Below are 14,770 nucleotides of genomic sequence, written 5' to 3'. Positions count from 1 at the left end.
AGAAGTAATTTCAATTCTGCAATTATAAAAAACAAAAAAGTTATTTCTATAAAAATTATATAGGTTACCGAACAACTATTACTTTTTGGCTCATTTGATAGTTGTATGCCTGTATTTTCAGGATGTACATACCCGCAGAAAGCTGACTCACCGGAAGCTCCCGTGTTTGAATCCCCGGTTTTACCGTAAAATTCTCCTGAGCCAGTATTCTTCCGGCCAAATCGGTAAGATGAACGACACCTGCCATAGAAGAAGCGCTTTCAAACCGATACGTAATTTTTTCACTCACCGGATTGGGGGCTACAATCAAGTTCGTTAAAGCCGAAACGGAGACTATCGAAGCAAGGGTATTGTAATCAAACTTACACAAAAAAACCTCTCTTCCTTTTAAAGTGATGGTTTTCTGCCAATTCTGATAGGTAAGTTTTAGCTCCGTCACCTGCGTATCGGAAGTTGCATAGGGATTTTGAGCAGCAATCAGGATTTTATTCCCTTTGATGGAACCTCGCCAAATAGCGGATTTGGTTTTGGCCGACTCAACGGCCGGTTGGGGAATGACCAATTCATAATTTCCTTCAAAAAAAGACTTGAATTGCGATAGCCGATGCAAAGCCGCAATAAAATATTCGTAGGTGGAATAATTATCCTGACGCGTATTTTCGACGGGCGCTTCCCACAGCCAAAGCCCCTTTGCCCCTGAAAAAAACGGAAAAATAGCCGTAGCTTCGGCTACAAAGCTGGGTACAAACGGGATGGTCGGATTGAAGGCGTCGTGGTAACGCAACCAAATAAAGGGAATGATCGGCTTATCAGACCAGGCTCGATTGGCTTCAATCACAAACAGAATATAAGCAAGATAATCTTTACCAAAAGGCGAAGTTGAATAATCGTAGTAATAATAGCAGGAAGGTGTCAGGAAATTAAGTTGATTGTAAAACGGCCCTCCTACCTTTCCGGTCAAGGTATCGCGCATGACGTGAAGCAATAAAGTAGGATCTGTAGTCCAATCAGCCCACGGTACGAGGGTCATTCCCAGCCAATTGTTAAAACTTCCGCGTATCAAAACGTCACTATAACTACCTAATTTCAGAGTAGGGCCTGAACGTGCCCGCAAAAAATCCACGGGAGCTGCATACAAGCGCTGCATATCGCGCTTGTAGCGTTCGGTAAACTGAGCATCGGAAAGATTTCGGTAATTCTCAGGGACCCTTGAGTTGGTTTTAATTCCCAAAATCTCGCGGTCGATATCGTGAATTCGCTCAATATCAAGGGCTATGATGTCGTAATTAGGAACACCGTTTCCCTGAGAATCAGTAAAGGTATTGGCATAATTTTTTAATTGACTGTCCCAAGTAGCTCGATATGCGTTTAGGTCATTGGCCCAAGGGCTTTCCAAATTACGCTCCGCCCATGGCTGTGTATTGGCATCAGTAGCTACGTGATACCACGTAACGGCGCGTTTTCCAACGGGTAATGTTGCATTTTCGTTGCCCGAAAAAGTAGCTAAATGGCTGAATCCGTGCTTCAAAGGTTGCGATTGTGCATCCCCAAAACGAGGCCCTTCGTAAACAATAGTGAAAGGAAGCGAGAATTCGGGAAATTTTTCCCACTCGATAGCGTTATTTCTTTGAACAGGCGTCCACTGCAAAGGTGGCAAACACTCCTGAGCAAATACAGTAGAAACACACAATACACACAGTCCTATCCACCGGCACAAATGAAGTCGCATATCAAACATTTTTTGGTTAGAAGTTTGGGATTAAACGCTAAAAAAGGCAATGTCAAATCCCCTTCGTTAACTCAATAACCTTTAACTTTTACATCACAAATTAGGCAATAATAAGAGAAAAACGCTAATTTTGACTACAAATTTAACCCGATATCGAAAGCTATGAAAAAAATAATGTTCATTGGTTCACTCTTACTCAGTCTATTTCTGGTAAGTTGTAAGACTGGCAATAACGGTACTACACCAACCCCCGAACAGACCGTCAACATTCTGATTACGAATCCGTGGAAAGTAGAAAAAATTACCGATTTAAACGGCAATGTGATTAATAAAGAGCTGCTGCCGACTTCTGCTAAAGCTTTTTTTGGAACCAATATTCAATTCTTTGAAGATAAAACCGTGAAGGCGCTTGACCCTGTTGCAAGAACGGTACTGAATGGGGGCTCGTGGAATTTGTTAAATAACGAAAAAACACTGGATATAGACATCAAAGATTTTAAAGGTACTTATCCAATCAATAAACTCGAACGCTCACGCATGAGTCTCCGCTATAGCAGTGTTTTTCAGGGCCTTAGCTTTGATGTTTATCTCGAATTAGTTCCTGCTCTATAAATGCAATCTCAAACACTTCGTTTTGAAACGGAACCCGATTTTTATATTCATGGTCAAGGGTGGGGCAATCCAACAGCTCCACCCATTATTTTGTTACACGGCGGCGGACAAACCCATCATTCGTGGGGAGACACGGCCCGCAAACTGGCCGAACAAGGTTGGTACGCCGTTAGTTACGACGCGCGCGGTCATGGAGCCAGCAGTTGGTCGGCCGACGGCAACTACCTTACTGACGCTTTGGTGAGTGATTTAAAAGCAATTATCCGTCAAATAGGCGGCAAGCCTGCCCTTATCGGCGCTTCTATGGGCGGCATTACATCGTTGGTACTAGATGGAGAATCAGTTGAATCTTTGGTTTCGGCAGTTGTGTTGGTAGACATCGCCCCCAAAGCCGAACAAAAAGGCATTGAGCGAATTTTTGCTTTTATGAGCTCTCATTTGGAAAATGGATTTGGCTCTTTAGAAGAGGCCGCAGCTGCCGTTGCCGCCTATCTGCCGCAACGGGCAAAAAGCTACGACCATTCGCGTTTGGAAAAGAATTTGCGCTTTCAGGAGGGACGGTATTACTGGCACTGGGATCCAAAGATGTTAAAGGTCTGGAAAAATGCTACACCCAACCAGCAAATTGAGTATGAAGAACGCCTTTTTAGTGCTGCCCAACACCTAAAATCTCCTACATTGATTATTCGTGGAGGCATCAGCGACGTAGTGAGCGAACGGGTAATGGCAGAATTTTTGGATGCCGTTCCTCACATACGAAGTATGACCGTATCCGGAGCCGGACACATGGTAGCTGGCGATTCCAATCACGCATTTACAAACGCGGTAATCTCTTTTTTGGAAGAAGTATATTCGGTGTAAAATACAGTAGTTAATGATTTACGGTTTTGAGTTTACAGTTTAGGGTTTAAGATTAAAATGACAGTTGCAGGAAAAATTAACATTCCCTTATCCGTAAATAATCAACCTAAGGCTGAACTTCCTACTCTAAACAGTCAACCATAAACCTCCTAACTGGAAACCGAAAACACGTTAATCTTTCACTTTTCCCCAACCCAACGTCGCTACCATCCAATCAGGTAAGTGAGTTTGTTTTTTGCGTTTTTTAAGATTAAGATAAATCCCTAACTTCTTGACAATAGGCACTTTGTGGGTTTCTACAAACTCAATCAGTGTTCCGTCTGGGTCTTCCACGTACGAAAAACGTCCGGCAGCTTCTCCCATATCAAAGGAATCGGCACTATCTACCGTGAACGGAAATCCATTGGCTTGGCAGCGGTTTTTGAGCGCGTTCATGTTTAGCGCATCAAAACATAGGTGGATAAATCCGGCATCGCCCCAATCGCGGTCTTCAAATATTTTACGCGGAGTTCGGTCCAATGCCTGCACCAATTCTATTTCCACTCCGCCAAGAAGTTTACCGAATGCACCCGCTTTCCCTAACGTTTTGCGAAGCAATACCCGACGAAACTTCTCTTTATCAGCACCTAAAAATTTAAAGTCTTCAAACGTACCCGTTTTGTCATAAACAACTTCATCAATCTCCAGCGTATCGGCATAAAAACGAATTGACTTTTCGATATCGCTCACTCCAATGACCGCGCCGCAAACGCCACCCGTTAAAAAACCATTGGGGCGAAACCAAGACTCGTTGGAAACAATTTGTAACAAATTAGTACGACAGTCTCTCAGCCAGAAATGCGAACGTTTTTCGGGAGATGTACCTAAGGATGACTTTTGTTCTTCGGACGACAATTGACCATAAAACTTGGGCACATCCAGGCATTTTATTTTAATGGACAAAATTCCCAAATCACCTAATTTCGGTTCAAAGGCAGGCTCAACGGGAATACGATTTTTATACTGCCAAATCTCAACACCACCTCCACCGGCCATATTAAGCGCCATAATAGCATGACGACGACGCACCTCGCCAGAAGTATAGCTAACCATCAACTTTGCATCTGCTTCATCGTTGAAAATGGGCACATTCAATCCCAGCGTCCTTCTATACCATTTCCATACTTCGTTGGCGTTTGGAACGCCAATGCCTACTTGTTGAATACCGCTAATCAGTTCGTTCATACAGCTAAAAAAGAGGGATGAATTGATGGGGCTAAGATACGGCTTTTTTTAAAACTTGAGAAAAGCCCGTTCGTTATCCGTTAAGTATTATTTGTCTATTATTGAAAGAGAGAAGACAACTCAGCGGCGTTCTTCCCCCATTCTTTGTTAGGCTTTGGCCCCATTTTTAACAAAAGTTCTCTTCCTATGCGGGAGCAAATTGCCCAAGCAACTCGCTGTGATAACGCTCACTTTCGGTCCCCGCAAGGCTGGGGCTGAACCAGCTATAGGATCATCGTACTGAGCAGGGGATTTTTGAGAAAAACAAGAAATTGACAACAAACAACAAAGGAGAGTTCGGTTCTTGCTAAAGGGGCTTTATTTAGAGTAAAAAATCGAAAATATGTTTTTTTACTCTAAATAAAGCCAACCTAAATCAAATCAAAGGAGGCACTGGAGAGCCCTCTCGAAAATAGATAAGGATTTTACTCCACACTTTTTGGTACAAATTTGGCAGCGGTCTCCTATCCATTCGTCATCCATTGACTCTACATAAACGTTTCCTTCCTGTTTCCCTATAATGTGAGTATGGGCATTGAACGCTTGCTCATACGTCAAGCGATCTTTGCATTTTACGCAAACGTATTCCATGCTTCTAACAGTAATGGTATGTGACGCTATTCCTTAGAACGCCAAACAGGCAAAAAGATTAAAATAGGCTATCATCTTATATGTCAAACCGCAGTTTGTAGCGACGATTCATCCATAATAAGAGAGCAAATCCTTTATCCTTCCCCAATCGCTTTCATAAATTCCTCTACGTACTGCTCTCCAACGGGGATAATTGCTTCTCCTATGTGAATTTTGAGATTACGAACGGACTGGATTTTATCTAAGGAAACAATGTAGGATTTGTGAATTCGCATAAAGGCCTGCGTCGGCAATTTTTGCTCAATCCCTTTTAACGTCATGCGGGTAATGACAGGATGCCGGGCAGAAGTAATGTATATTTTAACGTAATCTTTCAGACCTTCGATGTACATGATTTCATCGTAACGAATTTTAACGAGGGCATAATTGGCATTAACAAAAAAATGTGTAGCCGAAATTTCGGGCGGGGAGTGTTGCCGCAGTTTAAACAGTTCGTATGCCTTATTGGCAGATTTCAGAAAACGTTCAAAAGCCACGGGCTTTAACAGATAATCAACTACATCCAAATCAAATCCTTCCAACGCATATTGCTCATAAGCCGTAATAAACACCACCATCGGCGACGAACTTTGCCCTTGCAGAGATTTCAAAAACTGTACGCCTGAAATACCCGGCATTTGAATGTCTAAAAAAAGCAAATCTGCATCCTGTTCATGCAACACATCCATTGCTTCAAATGCATTTTGGCAGCTTGCCACTAATTCTAAAAAGGGAACCTGACGAATATTATCTTCCAATAATTCAAGCGCAAGAGGCTCATCATCCACCGCTATACAACGAAGTTTTGACATAGTATTTATTTCAGCGTAATTTCTAATTCAGTAATAAACAAATCTTTATCTTTCGTTATCTTCAAGGTATGCGTATCCGGATAAAGTAATTCCAAGCGCCGCTTTACATTAGCCAATCCAATTCCTGAATTATTGTCTTTAGCTTCCACAAAATCACTGTTATAACGATTTTGTACTCTAAAATGTATTTTTTTAGGGGCAGTAGCCAACGCAATTTGAATGGAAGGCTCCCGGATAAGGCCTGTTCCGTGTTTGAAGGCATTTTCTACAAAAGGAATCAGCAACATCGGTTCTAAAGCAATCCCGTTAATCGGTGCCTCAAAATTCATATCTACCTTCACTTTATTGCCAAAACGCATGTGCTGAAGTTCGACATAACTCTTCAAATAATTGATTTCTTTATCCAGCGGAATTCTTGAATCGTCGGAGTCATACAACATATACCGCAGTAAATCCGACATCTTCACAATCATCGGTTCCAGCATATCTGACTTTTTACGCGCCAAAGCCGCCAAGCTGTTCATCAGGTTGAACATAAAATGCGGGCTGATCTGCGACCGTAAAAACGACAATTCCGACTGTAAACGTACCTTCTCCTGTTCGTTTTGCAGGCGATGTTCCCGTTGATAATCTCCCAATAAGCGAAAACAGGTACTGATCCCAAAAGCGGAAATAAGTGAATAAAAAGTAGTGTAACTAAACCAAGTATAAGGCCGTATTCCCCACAACCAATACCGAAAAAAGTAGGTAATGGTAAAAACCATCACCAGCATAAGCACAATTACCAGAACGTAAACACCTAATCCTCGTTTTTTGAAAACTCGGGGAAGCAGTATTTCAGAGTTGGTATAGAACAACAGCACCGAAAAAAATTGACTGAAATAAAAGGACAATTGCCAATTTCGATCTTTTTGTTGCTGAGTTAATTTCAGCAAGTCACTTGCTCCGGCCGTTGCCTGTTGTTGGGATTGAATCAATAAAAAAGGTAGAAAAATAAAGCAAGCCCAAAAGAAAATATGGGTAACAATGACCAAAATCTGTCGCCACCTAATTTTTTGGGCAGGTGGCGCAACGGGTAAAGAAATTGATTGGGTCGTCATAACTGGTTTAAGAACGATTGGTAAATGTCAAGGGTAATGTATATTTTTTTGACTCTACAATTGAAAGTTACTAAAAGATTAAACAGTTACCGCCTACGAAGCGACGTTTCGCGGTAATTATTAGACGAACTTACATCAACTCACTCCCAAATCTATCAATTTTCGCTGATTGGGCTGTTTCATTTTATCAGGAATGACAGCTAAAATCTCGGCTTTCATTGCCTCGATTGGTCCGCGTTTGAGATGATGCCTCAACGTCACCAAACTTACCTCCCGGATGGGCGTAGGTGCCTGAAAACGCCGTATCTGTTGCCGCTGCTTGGTGGATAAGTCTCGCAGGGAAAGTTCGGGCAAAATAGTCACGCCGCCGTAGTGTTCGACCATTCGTTTGAGGGTCTCAATACTGCCCGATTCATACTCAAAATTACGCTGATGAGCATTTTGCTTTCGTAACTCGCATATATTTAAAATTTGCCCACGGATACAATGCCCTTCTTCCAACAGCCACAACCGATCAAAATCAATATCTTCCGAAAGTATGTAGTCTTTTTTATAAGCAACCTCCGATTCTGATACGTACGCTACAAACTCTTCATAAAACAGCGGCTGTTCAAAAATTCGTTCATCCTGCAACGGAGTCACCACAATTCCCACATCAATTAAATCTTTATTCAATTTATAGATTAAATTCGCGGTCGTCAATTCAACGATTTTCAACTTGACCTGTGGGTATTTATTGATAAAATTTTCCAAAAATAAAGGCAACAAATAAGGTGCTAACGTCGGAATGATACCTACCCGCATCTCTCCTGCCACCGTTCCTTTATGCTCTTCCACCATTTCTTTGGTTTTGAGCGCCTCCCGCAACAAAACCCGCGCCTGTCGAATCACGGCCTCCCCGATTTCTGTGGGGACAACGGGTTGTTTACTGCGATCAAAAATTTTAACCCCTAATTCGTCTTCCAATTTTTGCACCTGCATACTGAGCGTAGGCTGCGTTACGAAGCAGTTTTCGGCAGCAGTGGCAAAATGTCGATAAGTATCCAAAGCTACTACATATTCAAGCTGAGTGAAGGTCATAGATTTTATTTATGAAAATACAAATTACATTGATATGATTCACAAATGAAGGTGTCAATAGGATTGTGAAGGTGGGTTCGAGTAGTTAAACTTGCGGTATAATTAGCTGTATTACGCTTTGTACGTGTATTTTAAACTAAATCAGGAAAATTGCAGCGAACCATGAGGGAGAATTGGTGACCCTTACGACTGATTTTTTTGAAATACTTTTTGGCTTCTATATTTCCTTGACGAGCCTCTTTAGCTAAAATTTTAAGGACGCTAAATAAAGTAAAACGTTCTTTTAACAGTTCAGAATTATTTAAACCTACCAACTTTATCGTATTCTTTCCTTTAAATGAGCCAGCTTTAGGTTTAGCTACTTCAGCTAAAAACTCAATGTGGTCAGCTGGATTATCAAATTCAAGGTGAATAATTAGTGCCTCTTCGAGCATCCAATTACCCTGATGTGAGCGTGCACGCAGTGTTTCATCGGCGATAGGAAAAAAGTTCTTCTTATATTCCTGATTGCAAACTTTGCATGCGTAAAAAAGATTGCTGAAATCGTAGGCAAGCCAATAATAGCCAGGTTTAATCAAAGCACTTTTGCTTTTTATCCTAAATCCAGTTTTAGGCCGAAAATGCTCTACATCGCCCTCTCGGGCGTGTGGACGCTTCCGTTCGCAAAAGCAGCATTTTTTACTCTGTACTTTCATTAAAAGTGATTTCACAGTTTTATGACCATAAATCTCGGAAGCAAAATCAGTGCTTTTGAAATCTCGTTTTCCTGCCTCATAATGTTGAATTAACTCCTGAGTTGCGCTCTCTCCTTTACCTCCCTCCCCTAAAATCGCCGGAATTCCAACCTTGCTTTTATCAATCCTAACCATTTTTTTGAACTTTGCTCAAAATTTTGAGAGCTTGAAGATATTCAGGAGATTCAGTCACAGAAAGGTTATCCAATGAATCATCTAACTTTGACAATTCGACCTTTTCTCTTTTTGAAGGTTTGTCTTTGAGTAAAATAGCCCGTCTTTTGTTAACTTTCTGCTCAATGGTAGGCGAATAACTACTTGTATTTTCAAACAAATCACTGTCCAGAATTTGGTCAATTCGCCAGTTTTTTGCGTCGTCTACGTCATTTACGACTTCCACTTCATCTCCTTTCCGGCGCAACAAAATGATATTGGCATCTTCTCCCGATTGAACAATTAAAGGACTGTGAGCCGTGCATATAAATTGTGTTTTCGGAAATGTTTCCCGCAAAAATTTCATCACATTCCGCTGCATTTGCGGGTGCATGTGCAAGTCAATTTCATCTACCAGACAAATGGCAGGTTCGGCTAAAGGGTTTTCGCTTATGAAATAACTGTCAATTAATCCACTTGCCAAATCGGTTACCCAAGCAATTAGTGTTTTATAGCCTAAGCTTAACTCATGCAATCGGACTTCGCCATAATGAGTCTTAAAATAGACTTTAGCAACGTTATTCTCCGTCTTTATTTCAAAACCCGACACTTCTGCTTTCAGCAGTTTCTGTAATGTACTTTTGACCAATTCATACCTTTTCTGATGTTGTGGTTCTCCTTTCAACGCTAAATATTCGGCATCAATTAACCATTTCTCAGCATTTAAAAGTGCCGCCTGTTCGTCAAATAGGGATAATGTATAATCAGGCAAATCCTCTGAAATACCTAATGTTCCTATTTTTCGAGCAGCGCCATAAGCAAAAAGAGGTGCTTTATTTCTGTCTCTATCATTCGGTTCTTCTTTAATAAAACCTGCTAACGTTACATTAAGGCTAAAGTTATTTAAAACATATCGGTAACCGTTAAAGTCGTTAAGAATCATTCCCATTCGCCCGTATTCTTCACTTTTTTTCACTGAAAAGTATGATCCATACTTTAGCCATTGAACATTTTTTTGATCATAAAATACCACATGCAATCCCGATATACCTTTAAGAATCGTCGTCTTTCCCGTCCCATTATTTCCTAATATCACATTCCACATAGCAATTTCGCCATCCGATTGGTTATTTTGGGTAAAGTAAAGCGTTTGTTTACTGCCAAAACAACGGACATTTTCGAGCGAAATACTCCGAATGTAATTAGGTTGATTTTCCATGAGATTGATACTTCAAGAGCAAATTTACGCAAATACGGTCTTCATTCTCCTCAAAACTTCTTCTAAATTAGCACGGGTACAGGCGAAATTGAGGCGGATAAAACCGGGCTGTCCAAAGATAGAGCCATCATTGATGCCTACCCCCGCTTCTTCCAAACGTTTGGCTACGTCGGTCAAGCCCGTATCACGCACATCAATCCACGCCAAATAGGTAGCTTCCAACGGTCTCATTTTCACGCCTTTCATTTGATTCACCGATTTCAGCAATAAGTCATGGTTCCCTTTTAGATAAGTTAACAACTCCGCGTGCCATTCAGCCCCGTCGCGGTAAGCCGCCAACGCAGCTTCATAAGCATAAGCCGAAAGCAAAGGCATCAAACCCGCTTTGGTATGCACAAATTTTGCACGGAGTTTGTCATTCGGAATTACGACCAATGAACAGCCCAAACCTGCCAAATTGAAGGTTTTGCTGGGAGCCAACAAGGTCAGGCTGTTTTGAGCGGCTTCGGGATTGAGCGTGGCATACGTAACATGTTCTTTGGCAGAGTCCAAAACCAAATCGCAATGAATTTCATCAGAACAAACAATAATCCCGTGACGTTGGCAAATATCATGCAATTGTTGCAGTTCTTCCCGAGTGAACATCGTTCCAACGGGGTTATGAGGATTGCACAACAAAAACAGCTTGGTATTGTGAGTAATGGCCGCTTCTATTGCTTCAAAATCAAGTGTCCAACGCTCGCCCTCCAATCGCAATGGTACTTTTTGCAATTCACGGTCGGCCATTTCAATTTCAATCATAAACGGGTGATACACTGGCGTAGCCGTCATCACTGCTTCTCTTACTTGAGTGATAGCTCTAATTGTAAGACCAATGGCAGGAACCAATCCTCCGAGCCAAATCATCCAATTTTTCTCAATGTCCCAATGATGGCGCGTAGCCAATCGCTTAATAATAACTTCATATAATTCGTCAGGGCAACGCGCATAGCCAAAAATACCATGTTGAGTTACTTTGTCCAGCGCCTCAAGAATGGGAGGTGCTACCCGAAAATCCATGTCCGCAACCCATACGGGCAATACTGTTTCAGGGAATTTGTCCCACTTGTAACTATTGGTGTGGCGACGGTCAATAATTTGGTCGAAATTGGTCATTTAGGAGATGTTATCCGTTGTTGGTTATCTGTTATCCGTCTTTACGTCAAAATATCAATGTGACATTTGTTTATTTTCACATTAGCTATTCCTGTTAACCGTTAACGAATAACCTAGTTTTAATCAGTGTGTTGGTTTATCTTTTGCGGGAGCGGAGGCGTGGTAATCGTGACGAATCATTTCGGCGTATTTATCCATCAATTCCATCACACGTTCTCTGCTTGTAGATTGTACGATCAAGCCTAAGTGGTATTCTTCGTTCATTCGCCAAACAATTTCGGGGTCATTAAAAGGAGAAATATCCGGCCATTCCTGTCTTGCTAACGAAATGATGATTCCCGAATACTCTTTCCGAACGGCGGGTAACGTATATTCTTCTCCTTTGGCAATGGCAGTTTCGATTTTAGCCCATTCCCACCACAAATTAATGCCCGAAGAGAAATCTACCATTTCGGCCAAGTGCGCCCCTCCTACTCGGGAGGCAGTTTCCAAAAAATAAAATTCGCCGTCTTCATAGCATTTAATGACTTCGGTATGCGAAGCGCTGTAATTCAAATTAAACGCTTTCAATACTTGTTCATTCACTTTTTTGAGGGCTTTGGCATCTTTTGAGTTAAACTCTACCGTTACCGAGCGAAAAATACCGCCACCGTAGGCCACTTCAAAAGGTGTATTGAGGTATTGGCTGCTGCGTTCAAAAATCACTTTGTGGTCGAGCGTCAGCGCATCTACGTGATACACATCCCCGGGCTTAAACTGCTCAATCAAGAACATGTGGCGTTCTTCTCCTAAGCTGTGTACTGTTTGCCAAGCTTCATCAAAACTGTATACTTTCCTGATTCCTGCCGCCGAAGCTTCCGAGCGCGGTTTAATGACCCACGGTGCCGAAGTCGCCTGAAGATACTCCGTGATTTCCACATCGTTAAACAAACCCGTAAAAGGCGGGACTTTGATTCCCGCATCCCGTGCCTGAACACGCATCGCGAGTTTATCCCGAAAATAACGGGCCGTCGTTTGCCCCATGCCCGGAATACGGAAATGTTCGCGAACGAGTGCGGCTTTTTCTACGTCAAAATCATCCAATGCCACTACCCGATCAATCTTACGGGTACGCATCACATACGCCAGCCCCTTGAGCATATTTTCAAAACTCGGGAGCGTATTGGAATCGTCTTCCAAATAGAAAATTTCGTCAATAGACTCGTAAGGCCAAGCTTTCCCCTCGGTTCTTTTGGCCGTGAGCAGATAAACCATGTTGCCGGCTTCTTTACAAGCCCGTAAAAAATCACCTCCTTTGAAGTAACAGGTAATGCAGAGAAAAGTAAGACCCATAATGAGTGTCAAGTTTAGAGTGTAAAAGAAAAAAGGCAAAAGACAAAGGGCAAAAAGTAAAAATTCACGCATTCGCTCATTGACTCATTCATCATCAGTACTTAAAAAGCATTACTATTGCAGTAACTTTCCAAACATACAAAGGAACAAACTTTCAAACAAACGCAGATTGTGAATTTCCCTATTTTCATTGCCCGTCGTATTCGCAAACCCCAGCAGACCACCTTTTCTGCTACGGTGTCCCGCGTTGGAGTCGCGACCATTTCCTTGGGCGTTGCTGTTGGTATTGTCGCTTTAGCGGTGTTGTTTGGATTTAAAAACACCATTTATCAAAAAGTGTTTTTGTTTGGTTCTCATATTCAAGTCTCAAAATTATCACTGAATCAATCTTTTGAAGAAACCCCGCTTCCCTTACATACCCGTCCCTACGACGATTGGCAAAAGATACCCGGCATTCGTCATCGCCAAGCCGTTGCGCACAAAACCGGTATTCTCAAAACACCCGACGAATTGCAGGGAATCGTACTGAAAGGCGTGGGTCGTGATTACGATTGGAAACTGTTATCGGAAAGTTTAGTGGAAGGTCGCGCTATTCAGTTTTCAGGCACCACTTATTCCAACGAATTGATTATCAGTCGAATTATTGCCCGAAAATTAAACCTGAAAATTGGAGAGAATGTCACCCTGTACTTTGTACAAAACCCTCCTCGCGTACGCAAGCTAAACATCGTGGGGATTTATGAAACTAACCTCGAAGAGTTTGACAATCAATTGGTTTTGGGCGACATTGGCCTTATCCAACGCCTCAATGGCTGGGGAGCCGATTCGGTAGGTGCTTACGAATATTTTGTCAAAGACTTTGAACAACTGAACGTCACAGCCAAAGCGCTTTACAACCAACTTCCAAGCGATATGCGCATGGAACGCGTTACGGAACGATTTCGTCCGTTGTTTGAATGGCTCCAATTGTTGGATCAAAATACCTTAGTGCTGCTGGTTTTAGTCTTGTTTGTGACCGGCTTTAATATTGCCTCCGTTTTGCTGGTTATGATGCTGGAACGTACCCCGATGATAGGGCTTTTAAAAATCCTCGGCAGTCCCAACACGCAGATTCGGCGTATTTTCTTTTTTGTAGGCATTCAATTGGCAGTCAAAGGTTTACTTATCGGAAATATCGTAGGATTGGGGCTTTGTTGGATACAATACCAATTCAAAATCATTCCGCTCGACCCAGTCAATTACTTCATGAATACCGTACCGATTGTCTTTGATTGGCTTCTATTTGCCCTTCTGAATATGGGCATTTTGATTCTTATCGCTCTCATTTTATTTATTCCCACCTTCATTATCAGCCGCATACGGCCGGTGCAGGCATTGGTGTTTAAGAAGTAAAAAATCAAAACTTCAAATTAGAGATGAGAAAAATATCGTTTTTTTGGATGATTCTTTTGCTTTCCGCATTTACCGGAGCGTTAGGACAAATCAGTTTGTTTAAAAATATAAACCTTGAAGAAGCAGGTTCTACACCTTCCAATTTTGTGGAAATGAATGGAGAAATCTATTTTGCCGCACAAGGTAGTGACGGGCCAGGTTGGTGGAAAACGAATGGAAGTGAAATAGGAACTGTAAAAATTTCCGATCAATATCTTTATACATATCGTTCTTCTCTTCAAAAACCCATTTTTTTTGTTTTAAACAATCAACTATACTATTACGTATTTAACTTTGAAAAGTTCGGTTACGAACTTTTCAAAACAGATGGCCAAGCCCAAACTTTTGTAGAAGATTCCAGTTATAATAAACACCTAAGAACGAGAATTAAATAAGTTGAACATTTAATAATTAATTCTATAATTTAAATCAGGGATTTTAGGGTGCCTTTGGATTCTAATATCATCACTTACAGATTTATCAACTTTGATACCTTTTTGGTATTCGACAAGATTTAATCTAACTACAACGGTTAATCCCGTTGTAGTTGCTTCGATACGCTCTTTGACGACATTATAGTCGGTAAAAACCACTCCGCTCATGGCATAATGAACATGGCAAAAGAGTCGATGCTCTATGGGATTCCATTTTGAAGCGTA

At 41.6% G+C, this 14,770-nt stretch carries 14 protein-coding genes; 4 read left to right on the top strand and 10 right to left on the bottom strand.

Annotated elements, in window-relative coordinates:
• Positions 1-64: 64 nt before the first annotated feature.
• Positions 65-1,729 carry a T9SS type A sorting domain-containing protein gene (locus Q0081_RS19265; RefSeq protein WP_298357057.1) on the bottom strand — a complete coding sequence of 555 codons (1,665 nt, stop codon included), beginning with the start codon at positions 1,727-1,729 and terminating at the stop codon, positions 65-67.
• Between the two features lie 162 nt (positions 1,730-1,891).
• On the opposite strand from Q0081_RS19265, the gene Q0081_RS19260 reads away from it, so the two are divergent.
• Together Q0081_RS19260 and Q0081_RS19255 are read left to right on the top strand one after the other, a co-directional pair.
• Positions 1,892-2,341 carry a hypothetical protein gene (locus Q0081_RS19260; RefSeq protein WP_298357054.1) on the top strand — a complete coding sequence of 150 codons (450 nt, stop codon included), beginning with the start codon at positions 1,892-1,894 and terminating at the stop codon, positions 2,339-2,341.
• Entirely contained in the window at positions 2,342-3,202 is an 861-nt protein-coding gene (locus Q0081_RS19255) for an alpha/beta fold hydrolase (protein ID WP_298357051.1), read from the top strand. It begins immediately after the preceding gene.
• 171 nt (positions 3,203-3,373) lie between these two features.
• Here Q0081_RS19255 and Q0081_RS19250 read toward each other — a convergent pair whose 3' ends face one another.
• From Q0081_RS19250 to Q0081_RS19215, 8 genes are all read right to left on the bottom strand, one after another.
• Complete coding sequence (locus Q0081_RS19250; protein WP_298357048.1) at positions 3,374-4,426, bottom strand: VOC family protein; 1,053 nt, start codon at positions 4,424-4,426, stop codon at positions 3,374-3,376.
• A gap of 764 nt (positions 4,427-5,190) precedes the next feature.
• The gene (locus Q0081_RS19245) at positions 5,191-5,907 is read right to left on the bottom strand and encodes a LytTR family DNA-binding domain-containing protein (protein WP_298357045.1); all 717 of its coding nucleotides are present in this window, start codon (positions 5,905-5,907) and stop codon (positions 5,191-5,193) included.
• Between the two features lie 5 nt (positions 5,908-5,912).
• Entirely contained in the window at positions 5,913-7,007 is a 1,095-nt protein-coding gene (locus tag Q0081_RS19240; RefSeq protein ID WP_298357042.1) for a sensor histidine kinase, read from the bottom strand.
• Positions 7,008-7,142: 135 nt separating this feature from the next.
• Positions 7,143-8,087: a hydrogen peroxide-inducible genes activator gene (locus Q0081_RS19235; protein WP_298357039.1), complete on the bottom strand. Its 945-nt coding sequence runs from the start codon at positions 8,085-8,087 to the stop codon at positions 7,143-7,145.
• 131 nt (positions 8,088-8,218) lie between these two features.
• On the bottom strand, positions 8,219-8,956 hold the full coding sequence (locus tag Q0081_RS19230) for a hypothetical protein (protein WP_298357036.1): 738 nt from the start codon (positions 8,954-8,956) through the stop codon (positions 8,219-8,221).
• On the bottom strand, positions 8,949-10,193 hold the full coding sequence (locus Q0081_RS19225; protein ID WP_298357033.1) for an AAA family ATPase: 1,245 nt from the start codon (positions 10,191-10,193) through the stop codon (positions 8,949-8,951). The genes Q0081_RS19230 and Q0081_RS19225 overlap by 8 nt, the downstream gene beginning before the upstream one ends.
• 24 nt (positions 10,194-10,217) lie before the next feature.
• Positions 10,218-11,348: a MalY/PatB family protein gene (locus Q0081_RS19220; RefSeq protein ID WP_298357030.1), complete on the bottom strand. Its 1,131-nt coding sequence runs from the start codon at positions 11,346-11,348 to the stop codon at positions 10,218-10,220.
• Between the two features lie 123 nt (positions 11,349-11,471).
• The gene (locus tag Q0081_RS19215) at positions 11,472-12,680 is read right to left on the bottom strand and encodes an acetyl-CoA carboxylase biotin carboxylase subunit family protein (RefSeq protein ID WP_298357027.1); all 1,209 of its coding nucleotides are present in this window, start codon (positions 12,678-12,680) and stop codon (positions 11,472-11,474) included.
• 171 nt (positions 12,681-12,851) lie between these two features.
• On the opposite strand from Q0081_RS19215, the gene Q0081_RS19210 reads away from it, so the two are divergent.
• Both Q0081_RS19210 and Q0081_RS19205 read left to right on the top strand, forming a co-directional pair.
• Positions 12,852-14,072 (top strand): FtsX-like permease family protein, encoded by a 1,221-nt coding sequence (locus tag Q0081_RS19210; protein WP_298357024.1) that lies wholly within the window; start codon positions 12,852-12,854, stop codon positions 14,070-14,072.
• Between the two features lie 23 nt (positions 14,073-14,095).
• Positions 14,096-14,506 carry a hypothetical protein gene (locus Q0081_RS19205; protein ID WP_298357022.1) on the top strand — a complete coding sequence of 137 codons (411 nt, stop codon included), beginning with the start codon at positions 14,096-14,098 and terminating at the stop codon, positions 14,504-14,506.
• Between the two features lie 9 nt (positions 14,507-14,515).
• Here Q0081_RS19205 and Q0081_RS19200 read toward each other — a convergent pair.
• Positions 14,516-14,770: ISAzo13-like element transposase-related protein (locus Q0081_RS19200; RefSeq protein ID WP_409034079.1), on the bottom strand; the 255-nt coding region annotated here is incomplete at its 5' end.

The organism is Runella sp. (assembly GCF_027484545.1).
Lineage (GTDB): Bacteria > Bacteroidota > Bacteroidia > Cytophagales > Spirosomataceae > Runella.
The sequence above is the reverse complement of the archived record's forward strand: the minus strand, read 5'-3'. Positions and strand labels throughout refer to the sequence as shown.

Excerpts from the sequence above, each read along its gene's own strand:
- Q0081_RS19245 (WP_298357045.1), bottom strand. The coding sequence starts at position 5,907 with ATGTCAAAACTTCGTTGTATAGCGGTGGATGATGAGCCTCTTGCGCTT.
- Q0081_RS19235 (WP_298357039.1), bottom strand. The coding sequence starts at position 8,087 with ATGACCTTCACTCAGCTTGAATATGTAGTAGCTTTGGATACTTATCGA.
- Q0081_RS19230 (WP_298357036.1), bottom strand. The coding sequence starts at position 8,956 with ATGGTTAGGATTGATAAAAGCAAGGTTGGAATTCCGGCGATTTTAGGG.
- Q0081_RS19250 (WP_298357048.1), bottom strand. The coding sequence starts at position 4,426 with ATGAACGAACTGATTAGCGGTATTCAACAAGTAGGCATTGGCGTTCCA.
- Q0081_RS19225 (WP_298357033.1), bottom strand. The coding sequence starts at position 10,193 with ATGGAAAATCAACCTAATTACATTCGGAGTATTTCGCTCGAAAATGTC.
- Q0081_RS19215 (WP_298357027.1), bottom strand. The coding sequence starts at position 12,680 with ATGGGTCTTACTTTTCTCTGCATTACCTGTTACTTCAAAGGAGGTGAT.
- Q0081_RS19260 (WP_298357054.1), top strand. The coding sequence starts at position 1,892 with ATGAAAAAAATAATGTTCATTGGTTCACTCTTACTCAGTCTATTTCTG.
- Q0081_RS19220 (WP_298357030.1), bottom strand. The coding sequence starts at position 11,348 with ATGACCAATTTCGACCAAATTATTGACCGTCGCCACACCAATAGTTAC.
- Q0081_RS19205 (WP_298357022.1), top strand. The coding sequence starts at position 14,096 with ATGAGAAAAATATCGTTTTTTTGGATGATTCTTTTGCTTTCCGCATTT.
- Q0081_RS19240 (WP_298357042.1), bottom strand. The coding sequence starts at position 7,007 with ATGACGACCCAATCAATTTCTTTACCCGTTGCGCCACCTGCCCAAAAA.
- Q0081_RS19265 (WP_298357057.1), bottom strand. The coding sequence starts at position 1,729 with ATGCGACTTCATTTGTGCCGGTGGATAGGACTGTGTGTATTGTGTGTT.
- Q0081_RS19255 (WP_298357051.1), top strand. The coding sequence starts at position 2,342 with ATGCAATCTCAAACACTTCGTTTTGAAACGGAACCCGATTTTTATATT.